Here is a 22876-nt window from a genome sequence, read left to right as displayed (position 1 = left end):
CTCAGACCTGCTGTTCGTTCTCTGCCCACGACTGCAACGTCGCTACCCGGTGTTCCAAGGCGTGTAGTTCGCTGTCGTCCAGGACAGTGCGCTGAATACCCTGCGCGACCGCGAAAGCCGACTGCCGGTGATCGTCGATAACGTCCACATCGAGGCGAACCGCCACATAGTCGTCCGCGCCGGGCATCTCCTCGGCGATGACCTTGGCCGAACCGCGGGCGCACAGTGCCACGTTGTTCCCGCCGAGGATCAGCAGCGCCACCTGCGGGCGCTCGCGCAGCCGGGCCAGGGAACCGCGATCGAACTTGAGGCTCAGCAGGATTCGCCGGTCACCGGCGCGGACCGGCCAGGACACCGGGATCGCATGCGGCGCCGGGTCGGTGGTGACCAGGACGGCGATCGTTTCCCGCGGCCATTCCGGCAGCGTTTCCAGTTCGGGATGGTCGGTTGCCGACTGTTCGGCTGGACTGACTCCGGCTGCCATATCGTCCCCTCCTGGATCGACGTGCTGCGGCGGAGGATGCGCCGCACCGTTCACCAGTCTAGAGTGCGATGCCGACACGCGCCGGAGAAGTCCCTGCCCCGACCTGCGGCGGAACCTTGTGCGACCGGCCGGTTTACACTCGCGCGAGGCATAGGGCAGCCTCAGAAAACGAGGTCAGCAAGGCCCTCGAGCGAGTCAGGGTACCGGCGCGTGTCCGAGTTGCCCGCGTAGTGGATGGCACGACATGGCCGGGCGGCTCCCGCCCATGCCCGTAAACACAGCGGGGGTATCGAGATCCGCCGGAGCAAGTGGTGCGGCGTCCGCGAGCAGTGCTCACGCTGAGAGCTGAGCGGTGTCAGGCTCCACTGGGGTGTGCGGCGTTACCCCGCTGTACCCGCGGTCATGCTCAATTGCCGCGTATCGAACGGCAGCGTGCGCACCCACTCACGACCCATTGCCGCGGGCTTGGTCTCGGTGGAGGCGTCGTGGCGGGCATGGTCGCCCACCTGGCTGCCGCCGAGTGCGGTGAGTTTCGCGGCGGCGATTTCCCCGCCGCGGTTGAAGGTGGTGTCGTAGACCGAATCGCCGAGGCCGAAGACGGCGAAGCGGAGGCCGGTGAGGTCCGGTTGCTGTGCGTCGAGGGCTTCGAAGAAGGGTTCGGCGCCGGTCGGCAGGTCGCCTTCACCGTAGGTGGAGCAGACGATGATGTGGAAGGCCTGCGGATCGAGGTCGGCGAGGTCGAATTCGGACATATCGAAAACCGCCACCTCGGATCCGTTCAGTTCGTCGGCCATCGCCTCGGCCACCTTTTCCGCTGTGCCCATTTCCGAACCGAACAGGACGACAATACGCACCTCACCACTCCTTCCCGGAAACTTTGGTGAGGCAATCCTAACTCACTGTTTCCCGGTGGCGCGGAGCCACCAGGGCATCGTGTTCGTCGAGCAGGGCGAAGTATTTGCGCAGCATCAGGGCGGCGGTGGCGGCGAGGCCCGCGGTCAGCCCCCACCACACTCCCGCGCCGCCGAGTCCGGCGGGGAAGGCCAGCACCACCGCCGTGGGCAGGCCGACGAACCAGTAGCCGACCACCGACAACCGGAACCCCGCGTTCGTCGCCTGTAGCCCTCGCAGAAGTCCGGTGCCGATGTTCTGGGCTGCGTCGAAGAACTGCAGCACGATACCGATCAGCAGCAGCGACCGGGCCACCTCCAGAGTCGCCGAATCGTCCAGGTCGAGGAACGGTCGCAACACCAGCTGCGGGACGAAGACATAGGCCAGGCCGGTGACCAGCGCGACCACCCCGGCGCACCGCAGGGCCAGCCAGGCCAGGCCGCGGGCGTGCGCGGTTTCGTCGCGCGCCACACTGTGGCTGACCAGGATCGAGGCACCGTGCGAGATACCGATGGCGACCTGGAAGACGATGTAGATCACCTGGTAGACGACATTGTGTGCCGCCAGCGCGGCCGGGCCCAGGGAGCCCATGACCAAGGCGAGTACCGAGAACATCCCCGCTTCGGAGCCGTAGGTCAGCGCGATGGGCGTACCGAGCCGCAGTTCGGCGCGTACAGTCGCCGGGCGTACCGGCCACGGACGCAGCGGCAGGGTACGGCCCAGTTGGGGGTCGCGGCGCACCATGGCCCAGAAGGCCGCGAACATGAGCAGGAAGACCAGTGAGCTCGCAACACCCACACCGGTCAGGCCCAGGGCGGGCAGCCCGGCCCAGCCGTGGATCAAACTCAGCGCCAGCACCAGGTTGACCGCGATGGAACCGAGGGTCACCAACAACAGGGCCTGTGGGCGCTGCATGCCGACCGTGTATTGGCGCAGCACCTGGAACCACAGGCACGGCAGCAGGCCGGGAGCCAAGGCGACCATCAGCGGCCGGGCCTGCTCGAGCACGCCCGTGTCCTGGCCGAGCCATTGCAGTGACCAGCCCAGGCCGATGAGGATCGCGCCGCCGAGTAATCCGGCGGCCGTCGCGATCAGGAAACTCGACCGCACCACATCGCGGATCTCCGGGTCGGGATCGGTGCCCCGTTTCCCGGCGGCGCCCACGGCCGCGGCGATCTGATTACCGCTGCCGGTGATCAACCCGACGCACATGGTCCGGATCTGGTTGAACAGCACCAGCGCCAGCCCACCGGCCGCCACGGCCTGCACACCGAGACTGCCCATCAGGGCGATATTGGTGGTGGAAACCGCGACCTGCGCGAGCTGGGTCAGGGCGATCGGGGTGGCCAGGGCGGCGAGCCGCCGGAAATCCGGGGCGCCCGGCCGCCGGAGGTCGGGGCCGCCCGGCCGGCGGCCGTCGGGGCGATATCGCGAGAGTGGTGTGCTGATCACCGGGCCCGCACCATGGTGTCCGAATCCTCCGTATCGTCGTGCTCGTCGTGGGTGTGCTCGTCCGGCCGTGCGGTAGCGGAATCACCGGTGCCGGAATCGCCGAGTACGGTCGCGTCCACCGGCTGTGTACCACGGCCCGCGGGAGCATAACGGGTCAACAGGGCGTGTACCTCGCGTTCGGCGGCGGTGTCGAGCAGATCGTGTCCGGCCATCCAGTCGTCGTCGAATACCGTGTCGAGGTATTTCTCGCCGCCGTCGCACACGATGGTGACCACGGTGGAACCGGCCGGGAACTCGTCGAGCCTGGTCAGCCCCGCATATACGGAGCCGCCCGCCGAACCGCCCAGCATCAGTCCGAGGTGGCGGGATATCGCGCGGCAGGTGGCGAAGGCGTCCCGATCCGAGACCTTGACTCCCTCGTCGAGCAGGTCGTAGTCGACGGCGGTGCCGATGGTGGCGCCGGGCGGGGTGCCGGTGCCGGACTGCCAGTAGGGGCCACCGGGGCCGCCGAATGCGATCGAACCGACCGGTTCCACTCCGATGACGCGCGGTACACACCCCAGCTGCCGTAATCGGGTCGCCGTACCGAATAAGGAACCCCCGGTGCCGACCGCGGACAGCAGGATATCCACCCGGTCCACCTCGTCCAGTAATTCATCGGCCACCGCGTAATAGCCCACCGCGTTGGCGTCGTTGTTGTGCTGTTCGGTGAAATACGCATCGGGTAGTCCGGCCGCCATGGCCTCGGCGTGGTCTTCGCGGGCGGAGGTGGCCAAGGTGTCGTCACCGTCGTCGGCGACGAAGACCAGATCGGCACCCATTGCCCGCATGGCCCGCAATTTGTCCCTGCTCGCATGATGGTCGACCACCGCGGTGAAACGGTAGCCGCGTTCGGCGGCCACCACCGCCAGGCCGAGCCCGGTATTTCCGGACGTGGATTCGATGATATGCCCGCCGCTGCCCAGAAAACCCCGGCGTTCCGCATCCAGAACCATTTCCCGCGCCATCCGAATCTTGGCGGCACCCGTCGGATTGAATTGTTCGAGTTTGAGCAGCAGGCGGCTACCGGAGGGGGTGGTCGCCAATTCGAAGAGCGGGGTGCGGCCGATCAGGTCCGTCACGCGGGTGACGAGGGGCATGGCAGAACTCCTGGGCGTCGATAGCGGTCGGTGCGAAGCGGCCTGGGCCGGCGGCCTCACCGTCAGGATTGAAGGGGCTGTCAGGATCGATCGAGAGCCCAGCGGAACCGGCCGCCCGGCGCCTGCGAAAGCACCACCTTCGGGGGAATGGGTAATTCGTGGAAGGGGGATTCGTTGGAATCCATCTGGTATCCGGCGGTATTCGGGTAGATCAGCAGGTCACCGGTTTCCGCGGCGCGCGGTAGCGGAATCCGCCGCCAGCTGAGCATGTCCGATTCGAGGCAGGTGGCGGCACCGACGACGGTGGGTGTGGGTGTTCCGGCAGTGGTGGGCCAGAGCACCGGGTCGGGCAGGTACTCGCTGTCGAACCACTGTTCCGACAGGCTCAGGCTGGACCCGTCCACCGTCAGCACCCGGTACGGCTGCCCGTGCTCGTGGCGCGTCTTGTGACCTTGGACGCGGAACACGGTGCTGCCCGCGCGGTCGAGCAATGCCCGGCCTGGCTCGACCGCCAGCGTGGTGCCGGTCTGCCGGAGCCGCCGGGCCAGACCGTCGCGTTCCAGAATCGCGGCCAGCATGGCCGGGCCCGCTTCGGGAAAGGAATACGGATAATACGATTCGAAGGCTTTTCCGGAATGGAACCATCGGCGGTTGGCTTCGTCGCGGAAGGCGGCCCAGTGTTCGGCGGGTACGTAGTCCACCCCGAATCCGCCGCCGACGGAAATGGTGGTGGCCGGATGGCCTTGTGCCCGGGCCGCTTGAATACGATCCAGCAACTGAACTGCCAATTCGGTACGAGGCACCGGGTCGTATCCGGACAGATGGAAACTGAAGCCCTGGAGTGTGATCGACGGATAATCGGCCGCCGCGGCGATTGCCTGGCCGAGTTCGTCCGCCGACATTCCGAACCGGCTGGCCGAAGCTGCCGGCAGCACCCGCAGCAATACCCGAACCGGGATATCCAGGGCGGAAAGACGTTTCAACTCGCCCAGGCTGTCCACGGCGATCAGGCAGCCGTGCCGGGCGGCGAGCCAATGCAATTCATCGGCCTTTTCGGGTCCGGTGACGAGCAGATCGGTACCGCGGACACCCTGCGCCAGGGCGGCGACGAGTTCGCCGGTACTGGATACGTCGACTCCTGCCCCCGCGGTCGCGCAGGCCCGGGTGACGCACGCCGCCTTGTTCGCCTTCTTCCCGTAGAAGACCGCCCCGGAAACGCCGGCGGCAGCGAAAACCTGCTGGAAGCCGCGGATGTTCTCGACCACCCGCGCCGGATACATCATATGGAAGGGCCCGCCCACCGCGAACGCGATATCCGCCGGCAGGTGCGGATCCGCGAGCACCTGCTCTTCCCAGGGATCACGGTGCGCGGGCAGCGGTGCGGCCACCGTGCCCGCGTGCTCCCCGCGGGAACCGGGGCCGGCTCCGGCGGGGGCATCGGCTCCGGTCAATCCCATAGCGCGACCTCTGTGCCCCGCCCCTCGGCGATGGCGCGTTCGGCCAGTGCGTGGGCCACCGCGATATCGGTGAGCACCAGACCGCTGTTGTAGACGAAGATCCGCTCGTCGGCGTGGCGGCGGGCGACCGCGCGCCGACTCAGAATCTGCGGTAGTTCGGCGTCCACCGGGCGCAGCGCACCGTTCTCGTCGGCCATATCGGTGCCGGTCAAGGTCATCTGCTCCGCGCTGGTGGCGATCACCCGGTCGGCGTCGCCCAGGGTGGAGGGGGCGAGACCGTAGCCCACCAGCACCACCACCGCCCCCGGTTTCAGGTGCTCGGATTCGATCGCGACCTCGGTGCCCGGCCCGGCCGTGGCCAGTACGACATCCGCTGTCCGCGCCGCCGCGTAGGGGTCGTCGACCGTTTCCAGCAGCGCATGCGGCGCATATTCCGCGAGCTGCCGGTGGACCGCTTCGATGCCCTCGGGGTGGGTGCCGAACAGCATCAGTTTGCGCAGTTGCGGATTGGCGGCCAGCAGATGCGGCAGCGCGTTGCGGCCCTGGGTGCCGGTGCCGATCAGCAGTACCGAATCGGCGTCCCGGCTCAGCGTTTCCCGTACGAGCAGCGCGGACACCGCCGGGGTGCGCAGGGCGCCCACCCGGGCGCAGTCCATCATGGCGATGGGGGCGCCCGTGGTGTCGTCGTAGAGCGTGATGGTCGTGAAGTAGCGCTTGGTGGTTCGGTCGTGGCCGGGGTCGAATTTGTACGACGATTTCATCGCGACCACCCGGCGCCGGCCGTCGCGACCCAGCATGGCGTAGGCCACCGACCAGCCGTCCGGGTTGGCGACGCTGAGTTTGCGTGGGTTGTCCGAATCACCTGCGGCCAGGGCTATATAGGCCTCCTCCACGGCGCGGACCACCTCGGCCGGAGCCACCGGCACATCGGCCAGGTCGCTGCGGCTCAGGACGCGCAGTGGAGTTGCTCGGTCACGTGTGCCCAATGGATCCTCGATCATCTACTGCACCGTTCCGCTCTTCCCGCACCTCCCGCGCCGGTGCCGTCTGTCGCGGCGGCGCCGGTGCGAAGGGTGCGACGATCTGCTGACCGTATCCATTCTCCCTGGATTCGGCTGCGCGGCGCGGGCGTTCGGGTAGCCGGATATTCACTCGTTTGAGCCAGCGATCGGTGCCGTCGTAGCGGGGAGTGAACGGCACGCGGCCGTGGACGGCGACATCGTTGTCGATCAGGAGCAGCTCCCCGGGGCGTAACGCGGGTACCACGCAGACCCTTTCGAGTTCGCGTTCCAGCTGCGCGTAGGCCTCCCGGAACTCCGGGCCGGCGTCGCCGAGGGGAGTGTAGGCGGGGTCGAAACGCAGTGTGAGCGACCCCGGGTCGTCCTCGTGACCCGGTTCGCTCCACAGGGTAGGTACCGAGACGGCATCGGCCCGTTCGAATGACGATCCGTAGGAGACGTCCGGCAGGATCGGCAGGGTGGGCGTGCGGAGGATGTCCTGCTGCGGGCGGGTCAGCCGGACGCGGCGTACCGAGGACACCGTGGTGCCGACCGAATCGGGGTTGCGCAGGCAGACCAGCATGAGCATGTTGGCGCGCAGTGGATGGAACGCGTCCTCGGTATGGGGGCTGAGCAGGACGGTGCTGCTGGCGCCGGACTGTTCGACTTCGTGTCCCGCCGCGGGGATGATGTTGTTGACCAGCCGCCCGTCCTGCTGGCCGGCCCAGCCGAACGGTTCACCGGCCGCCGCGGCCAATAGCAGCATGGTGATATCCAGTTGGAGCGAGCCGCATGCCCGGCCGGGGTCGGTGCTCCACAGCGCCGCGGTCTGCCAGTCCGGTGGGGTGGGCCCGATTTCGCTGTCGGACAGCGGTAATCCGCGCACGATGCAGGCCCCTGCCGCGGTGGCCGGCGGGCGGAGCGTGGCGCGTACCGCGGCCGGTAGGTCGCCGGCGCGGGCGGCGATCTGCGCCGGCAGGGCCGGGTCGGCCAGGGATTCGGACGCGTTGACGGTGGAGTGAGTCGTTGTGAGGGCTATCTCAGCGGCCAGGTCGCGTACCGCCTGTCCGGCGGTGCCGTGTAACTCACGGTGCTCGATATCGTCGATGCTGGGTGGGTGAAGCGCTTTACGTTCGGAGAGAACGCTTTTCACCAAAGTTTCCCTTCTCGGAATCGTGGATCGCGGTACCGGTGCGGACGAGTCGATGAGCGAAGGTAGTGCGTGGCCGCGGCGCTGGCAAGGCTTACCTAACTACGGCGTGTGATAGCGAATGTGTATCACGCGCTCAACGTACAGGTGGGCGGGTGTATGGTCATCGGGTGTTGCGGCTGCGGTGAGACGCAGAACACGGTAAGGCTAGCCTGCCCTTGCGGCAAATTTCCGGACGACTCGCCGGTGGTGAGAAGGACCGGGCCGCAACGTTTTCCGCCCGGCCGCCACCGGCCGGAGCGGGGTTACAAACTGTTCGCCAGCAGCGCGTACTGGGCCGCGGTCTTCTGCCGGATCTCTGTTTCGTCGTCGCTGGACACCACACCGACGTACCGCTTGTACGGGACGAAACAGCGGTACCGGTACTGACGCTCCGGATCACCGGAGCTGTTGAGCTCCAGGCATTTCACGCCCGGCACATCCTCCGGTGCCGGCATCGGATCGTAGGCGGGACCCGCCGATTCGATGAAACCGTTCACCAGGACCGGGGCCCCGGCCGGATCCCGCACCCGCGCCACGGAACTACCGGCGGCGTAGGCGGTGCGTTCGAACCCGGATTCGTCGAGCAACCGGGCCCGGGCGGGCTGATCGTCGGCCGAATTGATCAGGTAATTGCGGCCGTAGACGGCGAACTGGTCCGGATCCGGCTCATGGCTCTCCCGATCGGCGACCACCACCCGCGCCAGCAGATTCTCCGGGTCGACCGCCAGATCGGCGATATCGGCCGTCGGCGTCGGTTCGAACCGGGCGAGCTGATCGAGCTGCGCGGTCAGCGCTCTGTCCGCCCAGGACACCAGATCGGCGCTGTCGGCCGCCGGGCGCTGGACGAACAGCGAGATCACGAACTCCTCATGGGCGAGGAACGCGCCGATATTCGCGATACCGGGCCGCCAGTGCAGCAACGCCTGCGGGTACTTCTCCGATTCCAGCTTCCGGTTGTCCGGTGAGACGCCGATATCGGCGGCCTCCAGTTCTTCGGCCGCCGTCGCGGCGCTACCGGTATCGGGGAAACGCAGCGCCACCACCTGGATCGCGGTGGCATCCGACGTGGGCCGGACCTGCCCCTCGGGGTCGCCCTGGTCGGCGCCGCTTGCGGCATAACCGACCACCATCCGGCGATTCTCGAGAATCGGCTGGGACACATTGGCCAGGAAATCGACCGCGGTCGCGGGGTCCGGCAGCACCTTCGATCCCCGGCCGAATTTCAGCGACGGATCGACCTGGCTGCTGGTCACGACGGCCTCCGACATCCGTATACCTTCCAGCAGCACGCCGTGGTCACCGGCCTCCTGTGGGTAACTGAACCGGTCGACCGGGAAATCACCGACATCGAGGGTGCGGACATCGATCTCGCCCGGCACCGCCGTACCGGCCACCGAACCGCAGCCGGACAGCCCGGCCACCAGAAGCGCAACCAGCGCGGTGACGGCGCCGCACCGTGTTATCCGAACCATGGGCCGCCCCTCGTTCCGATCGAAGCTGCAGTGTCGAAGTTACCCGACGTCCGGTGAACTCGGGGAGGGCCGGTCCCGGCCGTGCCATACCCTGGTGTGGTGGCAGACAACCCGCGGCAGCACCCGGGCGGAGATTGATCCGCATGCAGGACCAGCAGGTCGAGGTGGTGCCCGGGCCGCATGCCGTGGCCCGGGTCGCGGGCGCGGTGGTGCTGGTGGCCCACCGCGGCGCCGGCCGCCCCACCGCGGATTCCCGGGCCGTGCGGGCGCTGGTGGCCCTGGCCGAACTTGTCTACGAGGCCACCGCCCGGCACCCCGAGGGCCCCGGCGCCGCGATCGCCCGGGACGCCACCAGATGGCTCACGGCATCCGCGGCGCAGGCCGACCCGGGCGGTCCGGCCGATTTCGGGATCCTGTCCGCCGCAGGACCCGACCGAGTGGCGATCTTCCTGCACGGCGCCGTCACCGCCGTCGTCGCGGGTGAGACCACTGATTACCTGCACGGTCGCGACGCGGCTTTCACCGTCGACCGGACCACCTCCGTGCCCTCCCGCGCGGTGGCGCTTTTCGTCGACGACCCGCTCGCGGACCCGGACGACGCTGTCCGGCCCGAGCTACCCGCCGCCCGCGGGATCGGCCGACTGGTCGAGGGCATCGCCGAAGCCGGCGGGGCGATCGCGTGGGCGCCGACGGTCCGTCGAGTTCCCGCGTCGGCGGAACCGGGCCGGGGGAGCGGGGTGGTACTCGGTAAAGGCGCTGTGCGCGGAGTCCGGGAGCAGTCTGCGGAACCTCTGCTGGCGCCGGATGTTGCGCAAGTCCCGGCAGCGGGATCGGGCGCTGCGAACGTACCGGTGGGTGCGGCGGGAAGTTCCGGGAGTACGACCGGAGATCCGGAGGTCGACGGCGTACCGGAACCAGCAGTGGAAAATGCTGCGGGTCCCGCGCAAGCTCCACGGGTCCGGAGCGCTTCGGGGACGGCGGTGGAAAGTTCCGGGGTTGCGCAGCGAGGTCCCGAGGCCGAGGGCGGAGCCGGGCGTTCCGGGAACGACGTACAAGGCCCGGGAACAAGGGACACTCCGGCTGCGTCGGAAAACGCTGCGGTCGCGGCAGGTGGTGCGGGGGCCGGGGAATCTCATGCGGGAGCGGTCCGGAGCGGTGCGGGGGCCGGGGAATCTCATGTGGGGGCGGTCCGGAGTGGCGCGGGGGCCGGGGAATCTCATGTGGGGGCGGCCCGGAGTGGCGCGGGGGCCGGGGAATCTCATGCGGGGGCGGCCCGGAGTGGCGCGGGCGGAGAATCTCATCCAGGGACCACACGGGGTGGTCCGGGAGCTGGGGACCCCCAGGCGGGCGCGAGTCGGGGCGGTCCGGGAGCCAGGGGCCCCGAGGCGAGTGTGCCGCAGGGGGGACCGGTGGCTGAGCCCGGGAAAGCCCACGGGGCTGCTGTGGACGGTTTCGGGGCCGGAGATCCGCCGCCCGTGGCGGCCGATGCCGGAGGCCCCGCGGTCGCCGAAGGAACCGGGAACCTCGCGTCCGGCGGGCCCGAGGACGAGACCGCAACCCGGCGCTCCGGTGCCGGCGAATCGCCGGCTTCGCGGCGTGACCCGGGTGACCGAACCGCCGCGGCACCGAATCCGCCTGTGGACAGTGGGCAACTGTCCGAGCGGCCGACCGTCGCATCCTCCATCGACCGCGACCGCGACCGCGACCGCGACCGCGACCGCGTCGGCGTCGGCGACCGGGAGGGCGGGCAGACGGCCGCGACCGATCCCCATCACGCACTGACCGAAATCAGCGGCAGGCAGCCGCCGCGGGCGAGCCTGCCCGAGGAGGGGCTCGACGAGACCGCCGATTCACGCCCGAGCCGGGCCGGTTCGGCTCGGCGACCACCGGCGCATCCCACTCCACGCATGGATATTCCGGTACCGCAACCGGGTGCGGGCGAGCGGCCCCGGCAGGGGCCGCCGGAGCGCGGGGCCCCGCCGCTGGACGCCGAACTGCGCCGGCGCACCGAAGCGACCGCGAAAGGTGCCGCACTGACCGTGAAGGTCATGGGGTTCAAATGTGCGCGTGCCCACCCCACCGATCCGCGCTCGGCATTCTGCAGTGTGTGCGGGATGCCGGTGGATCAGACCCAGCCGCTCATCGAGGTGATGCGGCCCCCGCTTGGCATCCTGGTCCTCGACGACGGTTCGACCTTTCTGCTGGAGACCGATTCGGTTCTCGGCCGCGATCCGGAGAAATCCGAGCCCGCCCGCCGCGGGCTCACCCCGCTACAGGTCACCGACAACTCGGGCGGGATGTCGCGGGCACACGCGGAACTGCTGCTGGTCGAATGGGATGTGACATTGGTGGACCGGGGTTCCACGAACGGCACCCGGACCCGCGCTCCCGGATTTCGGGAATGGGTCCGTGTTCCGCCACATCAGCCCGTGGTGCTGGTGCCGGGTACGGATATCCTGATCGGTAACCGCATGCTGCGCTTCGAATCCGCCGCGCCGCCCCCCTTCGGCTCCTGAGCTGTTTCATGGCGCCGCCTCCGGCGTCGCGGGTTCGGGGCCCCGGAGGTCTCGAATCTTCCCTCCTCCGCTCCTCCGCTGCGCTCCTCCGCTCCGTCAGTCCAGATCCGAGACGGGCCCCGAACTGTGTCATGGCGCCGCCTTCGGCGTCGCGGGTTCGGGGCCCCCTGGGTCTCGAACTGGGGCATGGCGCCGCCTCCAGCATCGCGGGTTGGGGCCCCTCGGTCTCGAACGGGGCATGGCGCCGCGTCCGGTGGCACGGGTTCGGCGTTGCCTGGTTACTCGTACCGGGCGGCGCAGGTTTCCTCTCCCCCCAGGACCCCGGCGCGGAACGCGTCGACCCGGGAGAAGCCGCTCGGCACGGTCTTGCCCTCCACATCGCTGGCGGCCAAACCGTCGGTGAGCAGGCCGGATACCGCTTCGTCCAGATCGCCCGCGGCCAGCGTGATATCGCCTTCGGCGCGTCCGGTCTCGGCCAGTTTGCCGGTGGCCACACCGGACAGGCAGGCGGCGCGCAACCCGGTTTTCGCGCCGACCAGTTCCTGATCGCGGCTGCGTTGCACCGAGAGGGTGTAGCGGGAGATGAACACGACGTAGCCGTTGTAGTCACCGGTCACCTTCACCGGCAGCGGAACATCGGAATCGTCGGTCGGCGCGCCGCGTTCGGAGAGCCCGTCGACATTGGTCGCGATCGTATTGTTCGCCGGGCAGTAGGTGACCGGCTCGGTGGAGACCCCGTCGCGGCAGTCGATTTCGGCGCCTTCATAGCTGTAGGCCGGCTCGTCGGGCACCGGCAGGATCACCGACAGTGCCTTGCTCAGTTCGACCAGGCTTTCCTCGGTGATATCGAATTCGCCGGAGGCGCCGTCGAAGCTCTGTGGCAGATCGCCGCGACGCTGTTCGATCTCGTCCATATCGATCCCCTTGCAGCCCTTGGCGCCGTCGGTGAAACCGACCTGCACGGCGGTGACCCGCTCGAAGGCCGAACCGTGCACGCTTTCCGGGTCGTCGGGATCGGAATCGCGGATCGCGACCGTCGCGGCGAGTACCGAGTTCAATCCGTCGGAGGTGTTGATGGTGAAGTAGTCCGATTCGCCCTCCGCGACCCAGCGCATGTAGGCGCCGGCGAAACAGTCGGCCTGCTGCTCCTTGACGATCACCGGATCGTCGCGGTCGACGATATCGGCGTTGTTCTGGATCGCGTGACCGTATTCGTGGGCGATCACCATCACCACCGCCATCTGCCCGAATGTCTCCGACATCGTCGGCAGCAGCAGCTCCCGGTCCCAGCCGATGGAGTTGTCCAGCCGGCAGTAGGCGGCATTGACCATCCGGTAGGTCGATTCGGTGCAGAACTCCACCGATTCGCGGCGGGAATCGCGGGCACTCCAGGAGATCAGCTTCTCCACCGGCTCGAATTCGCCCTCGAACTCGGTGCCGTAGTGCTTCTCCCAGTACGCCTGGACATCGGTGACCGCGTTCAACGCCAAGGTGTCGATCTCGCCGCCGTCACCGTTGTCGGCACTCAATTCGGTGGGCGGGACGTTCGCGCGGGGCCCGCTGGGGCCGCTCGTCGTCGGCAGCCCGGCCACCTGGAAAGGATTGTCGTAGATGGAGACCGCGCGGCCGTCCACCGCCCGGGTACACCCGGTGACCAGCAGCACTGCGCACAGCGCCGCCACAGCGAGTGCGGCGACCCGGAGTTTCGGCATGGATCCTCCCCCATTTTCGGCCGGTTCGGGTGCTGGCATCTCCCGCTGAGCGGGGTGATCACCCCCCAAGCGGGGGCATCTCCGATGCCCGGGTAATGGAATAGTATCCGCTGCATGTCTGCACCGGGGGTGCGCACTATCACGGTGCGCCATGATGGAACCGAACGTGTCTTCGATTCGAATCAGCAGATCACTTTGGGCCGTGCGCCCGAGGTGACGCTGTTCGTCGACAGTCCGCTGGTTTCGCGGGTCCACGCGATTCTGGCCTGGCAGTCGGGAGCCTGGGTGCTCACCGACAACGGCAGTACCAACGGAGTGTTCGTCGACGCACGCCGGCTCGGCGGGCCCGTCCCGATCGACCGGCCCACGCAGGTCCGTCTCGGTGACGCGATCACCGGGCCGCTGCTGTGGCTGGTTCCGTCGGGGGTTCCGCAGCAGCAGGCGCAGCGGCCTGCGCAGCAGCAGTTTCCGTCCGGGCAGCAGCCGTATCCCTCGGGGCAGCAGCAGTTCCCCGGCGCGCAACAGCAGTTCCCGGGCGCACAGCAGCAGTTCCCCGGGCAGCAGTTTCCGTCCGGGCAGCAGCATCAACCGGCGCAGCCGCCGCATCGACCCCAGTCCGTTGCGCAGCCGCAGGTCGCGCAGCGTGCCGCCGCCCCGGTCAATCCCCCGCCTGCGCAACGTCCCCCGCATCAGCAGCCACAGCCGTGGGCGCCGAGCACCGGGCAGCCGGCGCAGCCCCCGTATTCCGGCCCGTCCGCGCACTCGCCCGCGACCCCGCATTCCCCCCCGACCCCGCATTCCGGCTCGACCCCGCAACAGCAACCGCCCAACGTGAACATGACCGCCAAAGCGAGTGTCGCGGCGGTCCCTCCGGTCCGGCACCGCGCCAGCGAGGGCCCGATAGCTCGCGCCGACCGGATTCCGCCGGGCGGGCTGGCCATCGGGCGTACCTCCGACAACCAGATCGTGGTCAACGATCCGCTGGCGTCGCGTAAGCACGCCCGGCTCGTCGCGGGCTCCGAAGGTCTGGTCATCGAGGATCTGGGGTCGGCCAACGGCACATTCGTCAACGGTGTCCGCCAGCAGCGCACGCTGCTGCGTGAACGCGACATCATCACCATCGGCAATATCGACTTCGAGGTCTCCCAGGGCACACTGGCGCACCGGCAGCGACCGGTCGCCGAACAGGGGTTGACCGTGCACGGGGTCGGGTTCACCGTCGAAGGCAACAAACAGTTGCTGGTCGATGTGAACATGCAGGCCGGCCGCGGCACGCTCACCGCGTTGATCGGACCCTCCGGTGCCGGTAAATCCACCCTGTCCCGGCTGATCGCGGGCAGCACCCAGCCCTCCGGCGGTCAGGTGGTCTTCGAAGGCCGCGATCTGCACGCCGAATACGAGGCGCTGCGTTCCCGTATCGGCATGGTCCCCCAGGACGATGTGCTGCATCGTCAGCTCACGGTGCGGCAGGCGCTCGGTTTCGCGGCCGAACTGCGGCTGCCCCCGGACTCCTCCAAGGCCGACCGGCAGCAGGTGATCGACGGTGTGCTGCGCGAACTATCGCTCACCGAGCACGCCGATACCCGGGTGGACCGGCTCTCCGGCGGGCAGCGTAAACGCGCCTCGGTGGCACTGGAACTGCTCACCGGCCCCTCGCTGCTGATCCTGGACGAACCCACCTCGGGCCTCGATCCGGCGCTGGACCGGCAGGTCATGATGATGTTGCGCGAACTGGCCGATGCCGGGCGCGTGGTCATCGTGGTCACCCACTCCGTGGCCTGCCTGGATATGTGCGATCAGGTGGTGCTGCTGGCCCCGGGCGGGAAAACTGCCTACGCGGGCAACCCGGCGGGCGTCGAATCCGCGCTGGGCACCAGCGACTGGGCCAAGATCTTCGCCGAGGTCGCCGCCAACCCCGATGCGGCTTTCGCCCACTATCGATCCCGGCAGGCGGCGCTACCGCCCCCACCGCCACCCGCGGCGCGACAGGGTGGTGGTGGTTCGCCGCCACAGTCGGGTGCCTGGAAACAGTTCTCCACCCTGGCCCGGCGGCAACTGCGGCTGATTCTGGCCGACCGCGGCTATATGGCGTTCCTGGTGCTGCTGCCGTTCGTGCTCGGTGGGCTGTCGCTGCTGGTGCCCGGCAGTAACGGATTCGGCCGGCCGCCCCTGATCCAGCAGGACGACGGCACCTTCGTGCCCAACGGTGATTCGGAACCCCAGATGCTGCTGGTGGTGCTGATCCTCGGCGCCTGCTTCATGGGTATGACCCTCACCGTGCGTGATCTCGTGGGGGAGCGCACGATCTATGTGCGGGAACGCGCGGTCGGGTTGCGGTCGGGGGCCTACCTGTGGGCCAAGGTCACGATCTTCGGTCTCGCCGCGCTGGTGCAATCGGCCGTGCTGGTCGGTTTCGTGTTGCTCGGGAAGAAGCGGCCACAAGAGGGGTCGGTACTGGCGATGGGCGGCGCCGAGCTGTACATCGATATCGCGGCTACCGCGGTGTCCTGTGTGGTGCTCGGGTTGCTGTTGTCGAGCCTGGCCAGGTCCAGTGAACAGGTGATGCCGCTGCTGGCGGTGGCGATCATGGGCCTGCTGGTGATGGCCGGTGGGATGATCCCGGTCACCGACCGGGTGGTGCTGGAGCAGATCACCTGGCTGTTCCCGTCGCGCTGGGGGTATGCCTCGGCGGCGTCGACGGTGAATATTCGGGAGCTGTTCATCGCGGCGCAACCCGACGGGCTCTGGGAACACACGCGCGGCGCGTGGTTCCTGGATATCGGCATGGTGGTGGCCCTCACAGCCGTGCTCGCGTTGCTCACGTGGAGCCGGTTGCGGCTCAAGAAGTCGGCGCGGTGAGACCGATGACCGGCCGCTTCCACAGTTCGCGCCGCTGGTGGGTGGGGGCGGCGAGCGCAACGACCACACACCAGGCACACTGATGCCTGTGATGGTGCGAGTTGGTGCGGTACACCTCGGGTGGGATGTGGTGTCCGTGGCCGCGGGCGGATCCGGCGTACCCATCCGCCCAGTCCAGGTCGAGGGAAGCTACAACCCACCCGCCTATTTGCTGGCCGATGCCTCCGGCAAGCTCTATACCGCCGCAGCGGGCCGGCAACGGCCCGATCTGGGTATGGCGATTCCGGACGTACGGGAGATTCTCGGGCATCCGCAGATCGTGATCGCGGGCGCCACCTGGCCCGCCGAACTGGTCTTCCGGGCCCGCCTCTACAACCCGCTGGCCTCGGTCGGAACGCATCTGCGCGGTAAACCCGATGTGATCGCGCTGCCGTATCCGGACGACTGGCCGGATCCGAAGATCGACGCCTATGCGCGGCTGGTCGAGCAGCTCGATGTCGAGGTGGAACCGATCCCGGAGTCCATCGCGCTCTCCGGGTATGTGCGGGCCCTCGGCCTGGTCCGGGCACCCGATCACCGCCTGCCCGACGGGCTGGGCGCGACCGCGGTCCACTTCGACGGCCAGGTGGTCGACGGTCGCGCCAACGTGCTCGTGGTCGCGGTTCACGGTGACGAGGAACGGCCCACCGAATCGGTGTACGTCCCGATCGACCCCGAATCCACCCGCGACCCGCGCGTCGCCGACGACACCGTGATCGAGGTGATGGCCGCGGCCCGGGCGATCGGCGCGGACAATTCGACGGTGCTGCTGGCGGGGCAGGTCGTGTTCAACGAAACCCTGCGCTTCGCCTTCCGTAATCATCTCGGGCAGCGGCTGAAGAAGGCCGAACACCCCATGCACGCCCTCGTTCTCGGCGCCACGCATCTGCTGGTGAGCGAGAACGAGGACGACGACGAGGAGGGCGACTCAGCGGGCTACTCGCAGACAGCGCCGCCCGCCGGTACGAGCACGCCGGGTCCGCAGTACGGAGCGCCCGGGCGAGCGGATGAAGCGGCCGGTCCGCCGGGGCGGAATCCGGCCGCCGGACCGCACCCGCTCGCTGCGGGGAACGGTCCGCATACTCCGCCGGCGGGTCCGGCTCGGGCCCCGGGTACTGGGCCGCACCTCGGCCACACCGGCTCGTCGCGACCCGGTGAGCCCGGCTCGGCGCCTCCCGGCGCGCCCATTCAACGAGGCGGTGGCCGCGTACCGGGTGCCGATCCGTCGACCGGCCCGTATTCGGGACCGCAGCATCAGTACGGCACCTCGCCGGGGTCGGCGGGCGACGACGCCACCGTCCGGGGCGGCCGCGGTGACGTACCACCCTCGACCGCCGGGCCGGCGGGACGGTTCACCCGCGCCCCCGACCCGGAAACCGGCAGCCAGGCCGCGGTGTCGCACCCGTCCGGCACCGGGCAGCGGGGTGGGTCGTCCGCCGATGACATCGAGGGGGACGACGAGCAGGGCAAGGGCAAGCTCTGGAACAAGATGAAGGACAACCTGTTCGGCGCGCACGCCGTGCTGGGTGTGGCGGCTGTCGCCGCCGGGGTGGTCGGCGGGGCGGCCACCGCGCAGGCCCAGGTCGCGCCGCCCGGCGTCGTCAGCTCGGCCGGGCACGCGGTCGATACCGCGATCGCGCATCGTGTCGCGGGTTGTGTGCCCATGCCGCGAGTGCTGGTGGAACCACCCCGTGAGGCCACGGTGGCGCCGCAGGAGCGTCCTCTCTATGCGCGGGTACCCGCCCCCGGCGCGGGCGAATCCGAACCCGGCCGGGAAGCGCCGGCCGACGACGGCGTCGAATGCGGCCGATCCGGGATCGACACCCTGCGCTATCTGGTGCCCGGCCGGCCGGGAGTCACCGACCCCGGTCCTCCGTTCGACATCTGAGCCGGTAGCGGCCGATTTCGAGGGCCGTCGACCGGCTGGTATCGTGGTCCGCTGGTGTGTGGAACACCGAGGCCCGGGTCTCAACCGGCCGCCGGGGTCCCCTCGTCCACGCACCTGGCCGGCAGCATCGACGACAGACAGGGAAGCACTGTGCCTACGTACAGCCCGAAGGCGGGTGACGTGACCCGGCAGTGGTACGTCATCGACGCCACTGACGTAGTGCTCGGCCGTCTTGCCGTTCAGGCAGCGAATCTGCTGCGTGGCAAGCACAAGCCGACCTACGCTCCGCATATGGATGGTGGCGATTTCGTCGTCATCATCAACGCCGACAAGGTTGCCATCAGCGGCAACAAGCGCGACGGTAAGCGCATCTACCACCACTCCGGGCATCCCGGCGGCCTCAAGTCCCGCACTGTCGGTGAGGTGCTGGATACCCGCCCCGACCGCCTGGTGGAGAAGGCCGTGAAGGGCATGATCCCCAAGAACAAGCTCGGCAATGCCATCGCCGGCAAGCTGAAGGTGTACGCGGGCCCCAACCATCCGCACGCCGCCCAGCAGCCCGTTCCGTTCGAGATCAAGCAGGTGGCCCAGTGACCGCTCCCGAGGAATACACCGAATACGACGAAGCGGTCGTCGAAGACGCCGCCGCCGAGGTGCTGGACGAGGGTGTCGTCTACGAAGACGACGCCGAATTCGTCGAGTTCGCGGCCCCGCTGGACCGTCCCGTCCAGACCGTCGGCCGCCGTAAGGAAGCCGTGGTCCGGGTGCGCCTGGTGCCGGGTACCGGCAACTTCGTGCTCAACGGCCGCTCGATCGAGGACTACTTCCCGAACAAGGTGCACCAGCAGCTGGTGAAGTCCCCGCTGGTCACCGTCGAGCGTCTCGAATCGTTCGATGTGTTCGCGCGCCTGCACGGCGGCGGCCCCTCCGGGCAGGCGGGTGCGCTGCGCCTGGCCATCGCCCGTGCGCTGACCGTGGCCAACGCCGACGATCGTCCCGCGCTCAAGCGCGCCGGGTTCCTCACTCGTGACCCGCGTGCCACCGAGCGTAAGAAGTACGGCCTCAAGAAGGCTCGTAAGGCGCCGCAGTACTCGAAGCGCTGATATCACCGGTGCCGGCCTGTCCGCTCACGGTATGTGGGTGGGCAGGCCGGTGTCGGTTCCGAGAGCAGGCAACCAGCCGGAGTCTGGTCGCCTGCTCTCGTGCTATATCTACCGCGGTGCTCGTCGGCCGGCCGTCTCGACGGCGTTCCGGCAGGAGCGCCGCGCGCTGTGGACTCACTGACAGGGGCAAGGTATGGGACGTTTGTTCGGCACCGACGGCGTACGCGGGCTGGCCAATGATTCGTTGAGCCCGGAGCTCGCGCTGCGCCTCGCGGGCGCGGCGGCGCAGGTTCTGGGTACCGAGGTCCGGTCCGGTCGCCGCAAGGTTGCGGTGGTGGGCCGGGATCCGCGCGCGAGCGGGGAGATGCTGGAGGCCGCCGTCACCGCGGGGCTGACCGCCGCCGGAATGGATGTATTACCCGTCGGCGTGCTGCCGACTCCCGCCGTCGCCTACCTGACCGCCCTGCACGATGCGAGCCTCGGCGTGATGATCTCCGCCTCGCACAATCCCATGCCCGACAACGGGATCAAGATATTCGCGGCAGGCGGGCACAAGCTCGACGATGCCGTCGAGGACCGTATCGAGGCCGTCGCGGGCGCCGGTGATTTCGCCCGGCCGACCGGGGCGGGTATCGGGCGGGTGCTCGCCGCGCCGGGGTCGCGGCATCCTGGATTCGATATGCCCGAGTTCAGTCTCGAAGGCACCCATGAGCGCTATATCGAGCACCTCGTCGAGGTCACCGGCCGCGACCTGAACGGCCTGACCGTTGTCGTGGACTGCGCGCACGGCGCCGCGTCGGAGGTCGGGCCCGCCGCCTACCGGGAAGCCGGTGCGCAGGTCATCGCTATCAACGCCGAACCCGACGGCCTCAATATCAACGACGGTGTGGGTTCGACCCATATGGAGCAGGTGCAGCGCGCGGTCCGTGAACACGGCGCCGATCTGGGCCTGGCCCACGACGGTGACGCCGACCGCTGCCTGGCCGTGGACGCCGCCGGCGAACTCGTCGACGGCGACGCCATCATGGCCATCCTCGCTCTCGGTATGCACGAAGCCGGGACCTTGGCCGAGAACACTCTGGTCGCCACCGTGATGAGCAATCTGGGTCTGCATATCGCGATGCGTGACGCCGGAATCACCGTGCGCACCACCGGTGTCGGCGACCGCTATGTGCTCGAAGAACTACGCAGCGGCGGGTTCACCCTCGGCGGCGAACAATCCGGGCATGTGGTCTTCCCGCGATTCGGCACGACCGGCGACGGTGTGCTCACCGGTCTGCAGTTGATGGCGCGGATGGCCGCGACCGGAAAGCCGCTGGCGGAGTTGGCGAATGTGGTGCAGAAGGTGCCGCAGGTCCTGGTGAACGTCTCCGTCACCGATAAGGCGGCTGCTACCGAGGCCGCGGAGGTGCGTGCTGCGGTGCAGGAGGCCGAACGCGTACTCGGCGAGTCCGGGCGGATTCTGTTGCGGCCGAGTGGTACCGAACAGTTGGTGCGGGTGATGGTGGAGGCCACCGACCCCGCGCAGGCCGAGGAAATCGCCGCCGATATCGCCAAACGCGTAGCGGCCGTTCAGATCACGACGGTCGTCAGCGCAGGGCCCAGAGGAAGCCGCTGAACAGCACCAGGAATCCGCCGATCTCGCCCACCACGAGCGCGATCATGGTGACCCTGAGTTGCACGCCGATATCGCCGCGGAACTGGTTGGTGGTGTCGCGGCGGTATCCGTGCCACGCGTAGGTCGCGATGGCGCCGGCGAAGAACGCGAGGACGATCGCGGCGGCCACCAGGTTCACCGCGGTCGGCCATCCGCTGAGCTCGGTGAAAACCGCCAGCAGCAGCCCCGCGAACGAGTACATCAGGGCGGCGCGGTGCGCGATATCGACATAGACGTGCGCCGCACCCTCCGGCGAGGTGCGGATGCCGTGATACTTCCACGTCCCCAATACCAGGGCCGACAGGAAGAGGAGGCCGGTCGCGACCAGGGCGAACAGCGTATCCGCGCCCAGCTGCGCCGAGAGCGTGCCCGGCGCGGCGAATAGTTCGACGGTGTTCTGCATACCACTCCTGACCTGCGCATGAACCGACCCTGTGCGCCTTCATCATGCCTGCGCGCCCTCCGGCGACCGCGGCGTACCCATCGCAGCCGCGAGCGGCGCGCGGTACTCCGTGCCGACGCTCCCGGTCGCCACCGCACGCGAGTGGCTGTTCTCACGGCAGCACCGAGGTGCCGGGGCTGCAGCAGCATTCTCGCGGGCCGGCGAAGAGTCGGCTCCGAGCTTTGAAAGAGGATCGGCGCAGCCGTGCTCGTGTTGGGGGTCCGGTCCGGTCGGTATCCGGCGCGACGGCGACGAGAGCGCTGTGCGGCACGCGAAGCCCTCAGCGGAACCGGTGGGTTCGGGGTCGACCCTGAGCCCGGGGCCCCGGATATCAGGGTGAGTATCGGTATCGCTACCGATGCGCGCCCACGCCACAGCGCGGACAGTGGAGTGTGTAGTCCCCGCTGTCGAAAGGACCGCCATGACCGCCCCCACACGCCGCTTCACACGCTCCACCACCGACAAGTGGGTCGGCGGTGTCTGCGGCGGTATCGCCGAATACTTCGGCTGGAGCTCCGGAATCGTCCGCCTGCTCTTCGTCGTATCCTGCGTCCTCCCCGGCCCGCAGTTCGTGATCTACCTGGTGCTGTGGTTGCTGATGCCGAAACGCTGATCGCGCGCCGGAACTCTCGGCTATCCATCAGTCGCTGCCAAGCCCCGTTCCCGTATGGGAGCGGGGCTGCGCTGTATTCCGCGTGGATTCGGGACCGGGCCGCGACCGCGGTGGGATCCGGGGGCTGCGTTCCGCTGCCCGAGATGGAAAGATAGGCCGAAACTCGTAGCGCCGCCGAATATGGAACTCAGGAGGACCCATGCCCGTATCCGGAGAGTTCCCATGTCTCGGAATGCCGAGCTTCGACACCACCTCCTCGCTGGACAACCTCGGCCCGGTCGAGATGGAAAGCCCCACCCAAGACCTCGACGGCGACGGCATCCTCGACACCTTCACCACCACCAACTCCGACTCGATGAGCTTCTGGACCGACTCCGACCTCGACGGCTACGCCGACCAGCTGAGCGTGGTGGAAAACGACGGCGACTACGCGGCCTGGGAGTACCACCGCAACCCGGACGGGACGGGCGAATGGCGGCAGACGGATCAGGGGACAGTGGGGGAGTAAGCACTTTTCGAACGCCCGGGGATCGGAAGGGAACCGAACCCCGGGCGGGCGCGTCGAATCAAGTAGCAGCAGAGCGCCGCAGGGCCGATCGGGGAGTTCCCGGGAGGGGCGGGCAGGACGGAGGGGAGACCCATGAGTACGGGTGGTCAACCGGTCGGGATGGACACGGATGCACTGGGGATGATGGGAAACAATTTCCGTACCAGTGCAGGAGTTATCAAGGGCCAAGCGACGAAGGTTGCCGGCAATATCATCGGTAAGGCCCATGTAGGTGCCGCGTACGAAACGGAAGGCGGCGAGCTGGAGTCGGGTCTCCGGGAAATCGAGCACTGGCTCAACGACTGGGCGGAGGCAACGCAGCTCACGGGTCAGGCCATAGGCGATGACGTTGTCAAGTTCTCCAATGTCGACGACGAGAATGCGAGCGAAACCGGTAAGGCGGCGAGCTGATCCC

19 protein-coding genes are annotated in these 22876 nt (G+C 68.5%); 9 read left to right on the top strand and 10 right to left on the bottom strand.

What is annotated here, in order from left to right:
- Position 1: 1 nt before the first annotated feature.
- The 8 genes from ACFWPH_RS09860 to ACFWPH_RS09825 all read right to left on the bottom strand — a co-directional run bounded on the left by ACFWPH_RS09860 (position 2) and on the right by ACFWPH_RS09825 (position 9085).
- The gene (locus ACFWPH_RS09860) at positions 2-484 is read right to left on the bottom strand and encodes a hypothetical protein (RefSeq protein WP_378749297.1); all 483 of its coding nucleotides are present in this window, start codon (positions 482-484) and stop codon (positions 2-4) included.
- Positions 485-864: 380 nt separating this feature from the next.
- Positions 865-1338 carry a flavodoxin domain-containing protein gene (locus ACFWPH_RS09855; RefSeq protein ID WP_378749295.1) on the bottom strand — a complete coding sequence of 158 codons (474 nt, stop codon included), beginning with the start codon at positions 1336-1338 and terminating at the stop codon, positions 865-867.
- Positions 1339-1375: 37 nt separating this feature from the next.
- On the bottom strand, positions 1376-2725 hold the full coding sequence (locus ACFWPH_RS09850) for an MATE family efflux transporter (protein WP_378749501.1): 1350 nt from the start codon (positions 2723-2725) through the stop codon (positions 1376-1378).
- A 98-nt stretch (positions 2726-2823) separates the two neighbouring features.
- Positions 2824-3966 carry a PLP-dependent cysteine synthase family protein gene (locus ACFWPH_RS09845; RefSeq protein WP_378749293.1) on the bottom strand — a complete coding sequence of 381 codons (1143 nt, stop codon included), beginning with the start codon at positions 3964-3966 and terminating at the stop codon, positions 2824-2826.
- 80 nt (positions 3967-4046) lie between these two features.
- Complete coding sequence (locus tag ACFWPH_RS09840) at positions 4047-5423, bottom strand: alanine racemase (RefSeq protein ID WP_378749291.1); 1377 nt, start codon at positions 5421-5423, stop codon at positions 4047-4049.
- On the bottom strand, positions 5414-6424 hold the full coding sequence (locus ACFWPH_RS09835; RefSeq protein WP_378749289.1) for an ornithine cyclodeaminase family protein: 1011 nt from the start codon (positions 6422-6424) through the stop codon (positions 5414-5416). Before ACFWPH_RS09835 ends, ACFWPH_RS09840 begins: the two co-directional genes overlap by 10 nt.
- Positions 6396-7574: a TauD/TfdA family dioxygenase gene (locus ACFWPH_RS09830; protein ID WP_378749287.1), complete on the bottom strand. Its 1179-nt coding sequence runs from the start codon at positions 7572-7574 to the stop codon at positions 6396-6398. Before ACFWPH_RS09830 ends, ACFWPH_RS09835 begins: the two co-directional genes overlap by 29 nt.
- A gap of 302 nt (positions 7575-7876) precedes the next feature.
- A complete protein-coding gene (locus ACFWPH_RS09825; protein WP_378749285.1) occupies positions 7877-9085 on the bottom strand; it encodes a hypothetical protein in 1209 nt (402 codons plus the stop codon).
- Positions 9086-9228: 143 nt separating this feature from the next.
- Here ACFWPH_RS09825 and ACFWPH_RS09820 point away from each other — a divergent pair, with 143 nt between their 5' ends.
- Positions 9229-11601 (top strand): FHA domain-containing protein, encoded by a 2373-nt coding sequence (locus ACFWPH_RS09820; protein ID WP_378749283.1) that lies wholly within the window; start codon positions 9229-9231, stop codon positions 11599-11601.
- Positions 11602-11879: 278 nt separating this feature from the next.
- Here ACFWPH_RS09820 and ACFWPH_RS09815 read toward each other — a convergent pair whose 3' ends face one another.
- The gene (locus ACFWPH_RS09815) at positions 11880-13313 is read right to left on the bottom strand and encodes a metallopeptidase (RefSeq protein ID WP_378749281.1); all 1434 of its coding nucleotides are present in this window, start codon (positions 13311-13313) and stop codon (positions 11880-11882) included.
- A 114-nt stretch (positions 13314-13427) separates the two neighbouring features.
- Here ACFWPH_RS09815 and ACFWPH_RS09810 point away from each other — a divergent pair, with 114 nt between their 5' ends.
- From ACFWPH_RS09810 to glmM, 5 genes are all read left to right on the top strand, one after another.
- Complete coding sequence (locus ACFWPH_RS09810; protein WP_378749279.1) at positions 13428-16172, top strand: FHA domain-containing protein; 2745 nt, start codon at positions 13428-13430, stop codon at positions 16170-16172.
- An 88-nt stretch (positions 16173-16260) separates the two neighbouring features.
- Positions 16261-18099, top strand: coding sequence for a hypothetical protein (locus tag ACFWPH_RS09805; protein WP_378749277.1), 1839 nt, complete (start codon positions 16261-16263; stop codon positions 18097-18099).
- Between the two features lie 150 nt (positions 18100-18249).
- Complete coding sequence (gene rplM / locus ACFWPH_RS09800; protein WP_033243446.1) at positions 18250-18693, top strand: 50S ribosomal protein L13; 444 nt, start codon at positions 18250-18252, stop codon at positions 18691-18693.
- Positions 18690-19202 (top strand): 30S ribosomal protein S9, encoded by a 513-nt coding sequence (rpsI, locus tag ACFWPH_RS09795; protein ID WP_084492538.1) that lies wholly within the window; start codon positions 18690-18692, stop codon positions 19200-19202. Before rplM ends, rpsI begins: the two co-directional genes overlap by 4 nt.
- A 193-nt stretch (positions 19203-19395) precedes the next feature.
- Positions 19396-20820 (top strand): phosphoglucosamine mutase, encoded by a 1425-nt coding sequence (gene glmM / locus ACFWPH_RS09790; protein WP_378749274.1) that lies wholly within the window; start codon positions 19396-19398, stop codon positions 20818-20820.
- On the opposite strand, the gene ACFWPH_RS09785 is transcribed toward glmM, so the two are convergent.
- Positions 20792-21262: a hypothetical protein gene (locus tag ACFWPH_RS09785; protein WP_378749272.1), complete on the bottom strand. Its 471-nt coding sequence runs from the start codon at positions 21260-21262 to the stop codon at positions 20792-20794. The genes glmM and ACFWPH_RS09785 overlap by 29 nt on opposite strands.
- A gap of 460 nt (positions 21263-21722) precedes the next feature.
- Between ACFWPH_RS09785 and ACFWPH_RS09780 the strand changes: the two genes are divergently transcribed.
- The 3 genes from ACFWPH_RS09780 to ACFWPH_RS09770 all read left to right on the top strand — a co-directional run bounded on the left by ACFWPH_RS09780 (position 21723) and on the right by ACFWPH_RS09770 (position 22872).
- Positions 21723-21914 carry a PspC domain-containing protein gene (locus ACFWPH_RS09780; RefSeq protein ID WP_195056477.1) on the top strand — a complete coding sequence of 64 codons (192 nt, stop codon included), beginning with the start codon at positions 21723-21725 and terminating at the stop codon, positions 21912-21914.
- A gap of 199 nt (positions 21915-22113) precedes the next feature.
- Entirely contained in the window at positions 22114-22422 is a 309-nt protein-coding gene (locus ACFWPH_RS09775; protein WP_378749270.1) for a DUF6802 family protein, read from the top strand.
- 132 nt (positions 22423-22554) lie between these two features.
- Entirely contained in the window at positions 22555-22872 is a 318-nt protein-coding gene (locus tag ACFWPH_RS09770) for a hypothetical protein (RefSeq protein WP_280416863.1), read from the top strand.
- Positions 22873-22876 lie beyond the last annotated feature (4 nt).

The organism is Nocardia sp. NPDC058499, assembly GCF_042719915.1.
Classification (GTDB): domain Bacteria; phylum Actinomycetota; class Actinomycetes; order Mycobacteriales; family Mycobacteriaceae; genus Nocardia.
This window is presented reverse-complemented; position numbering and strand designations above follow the sequence as displayed.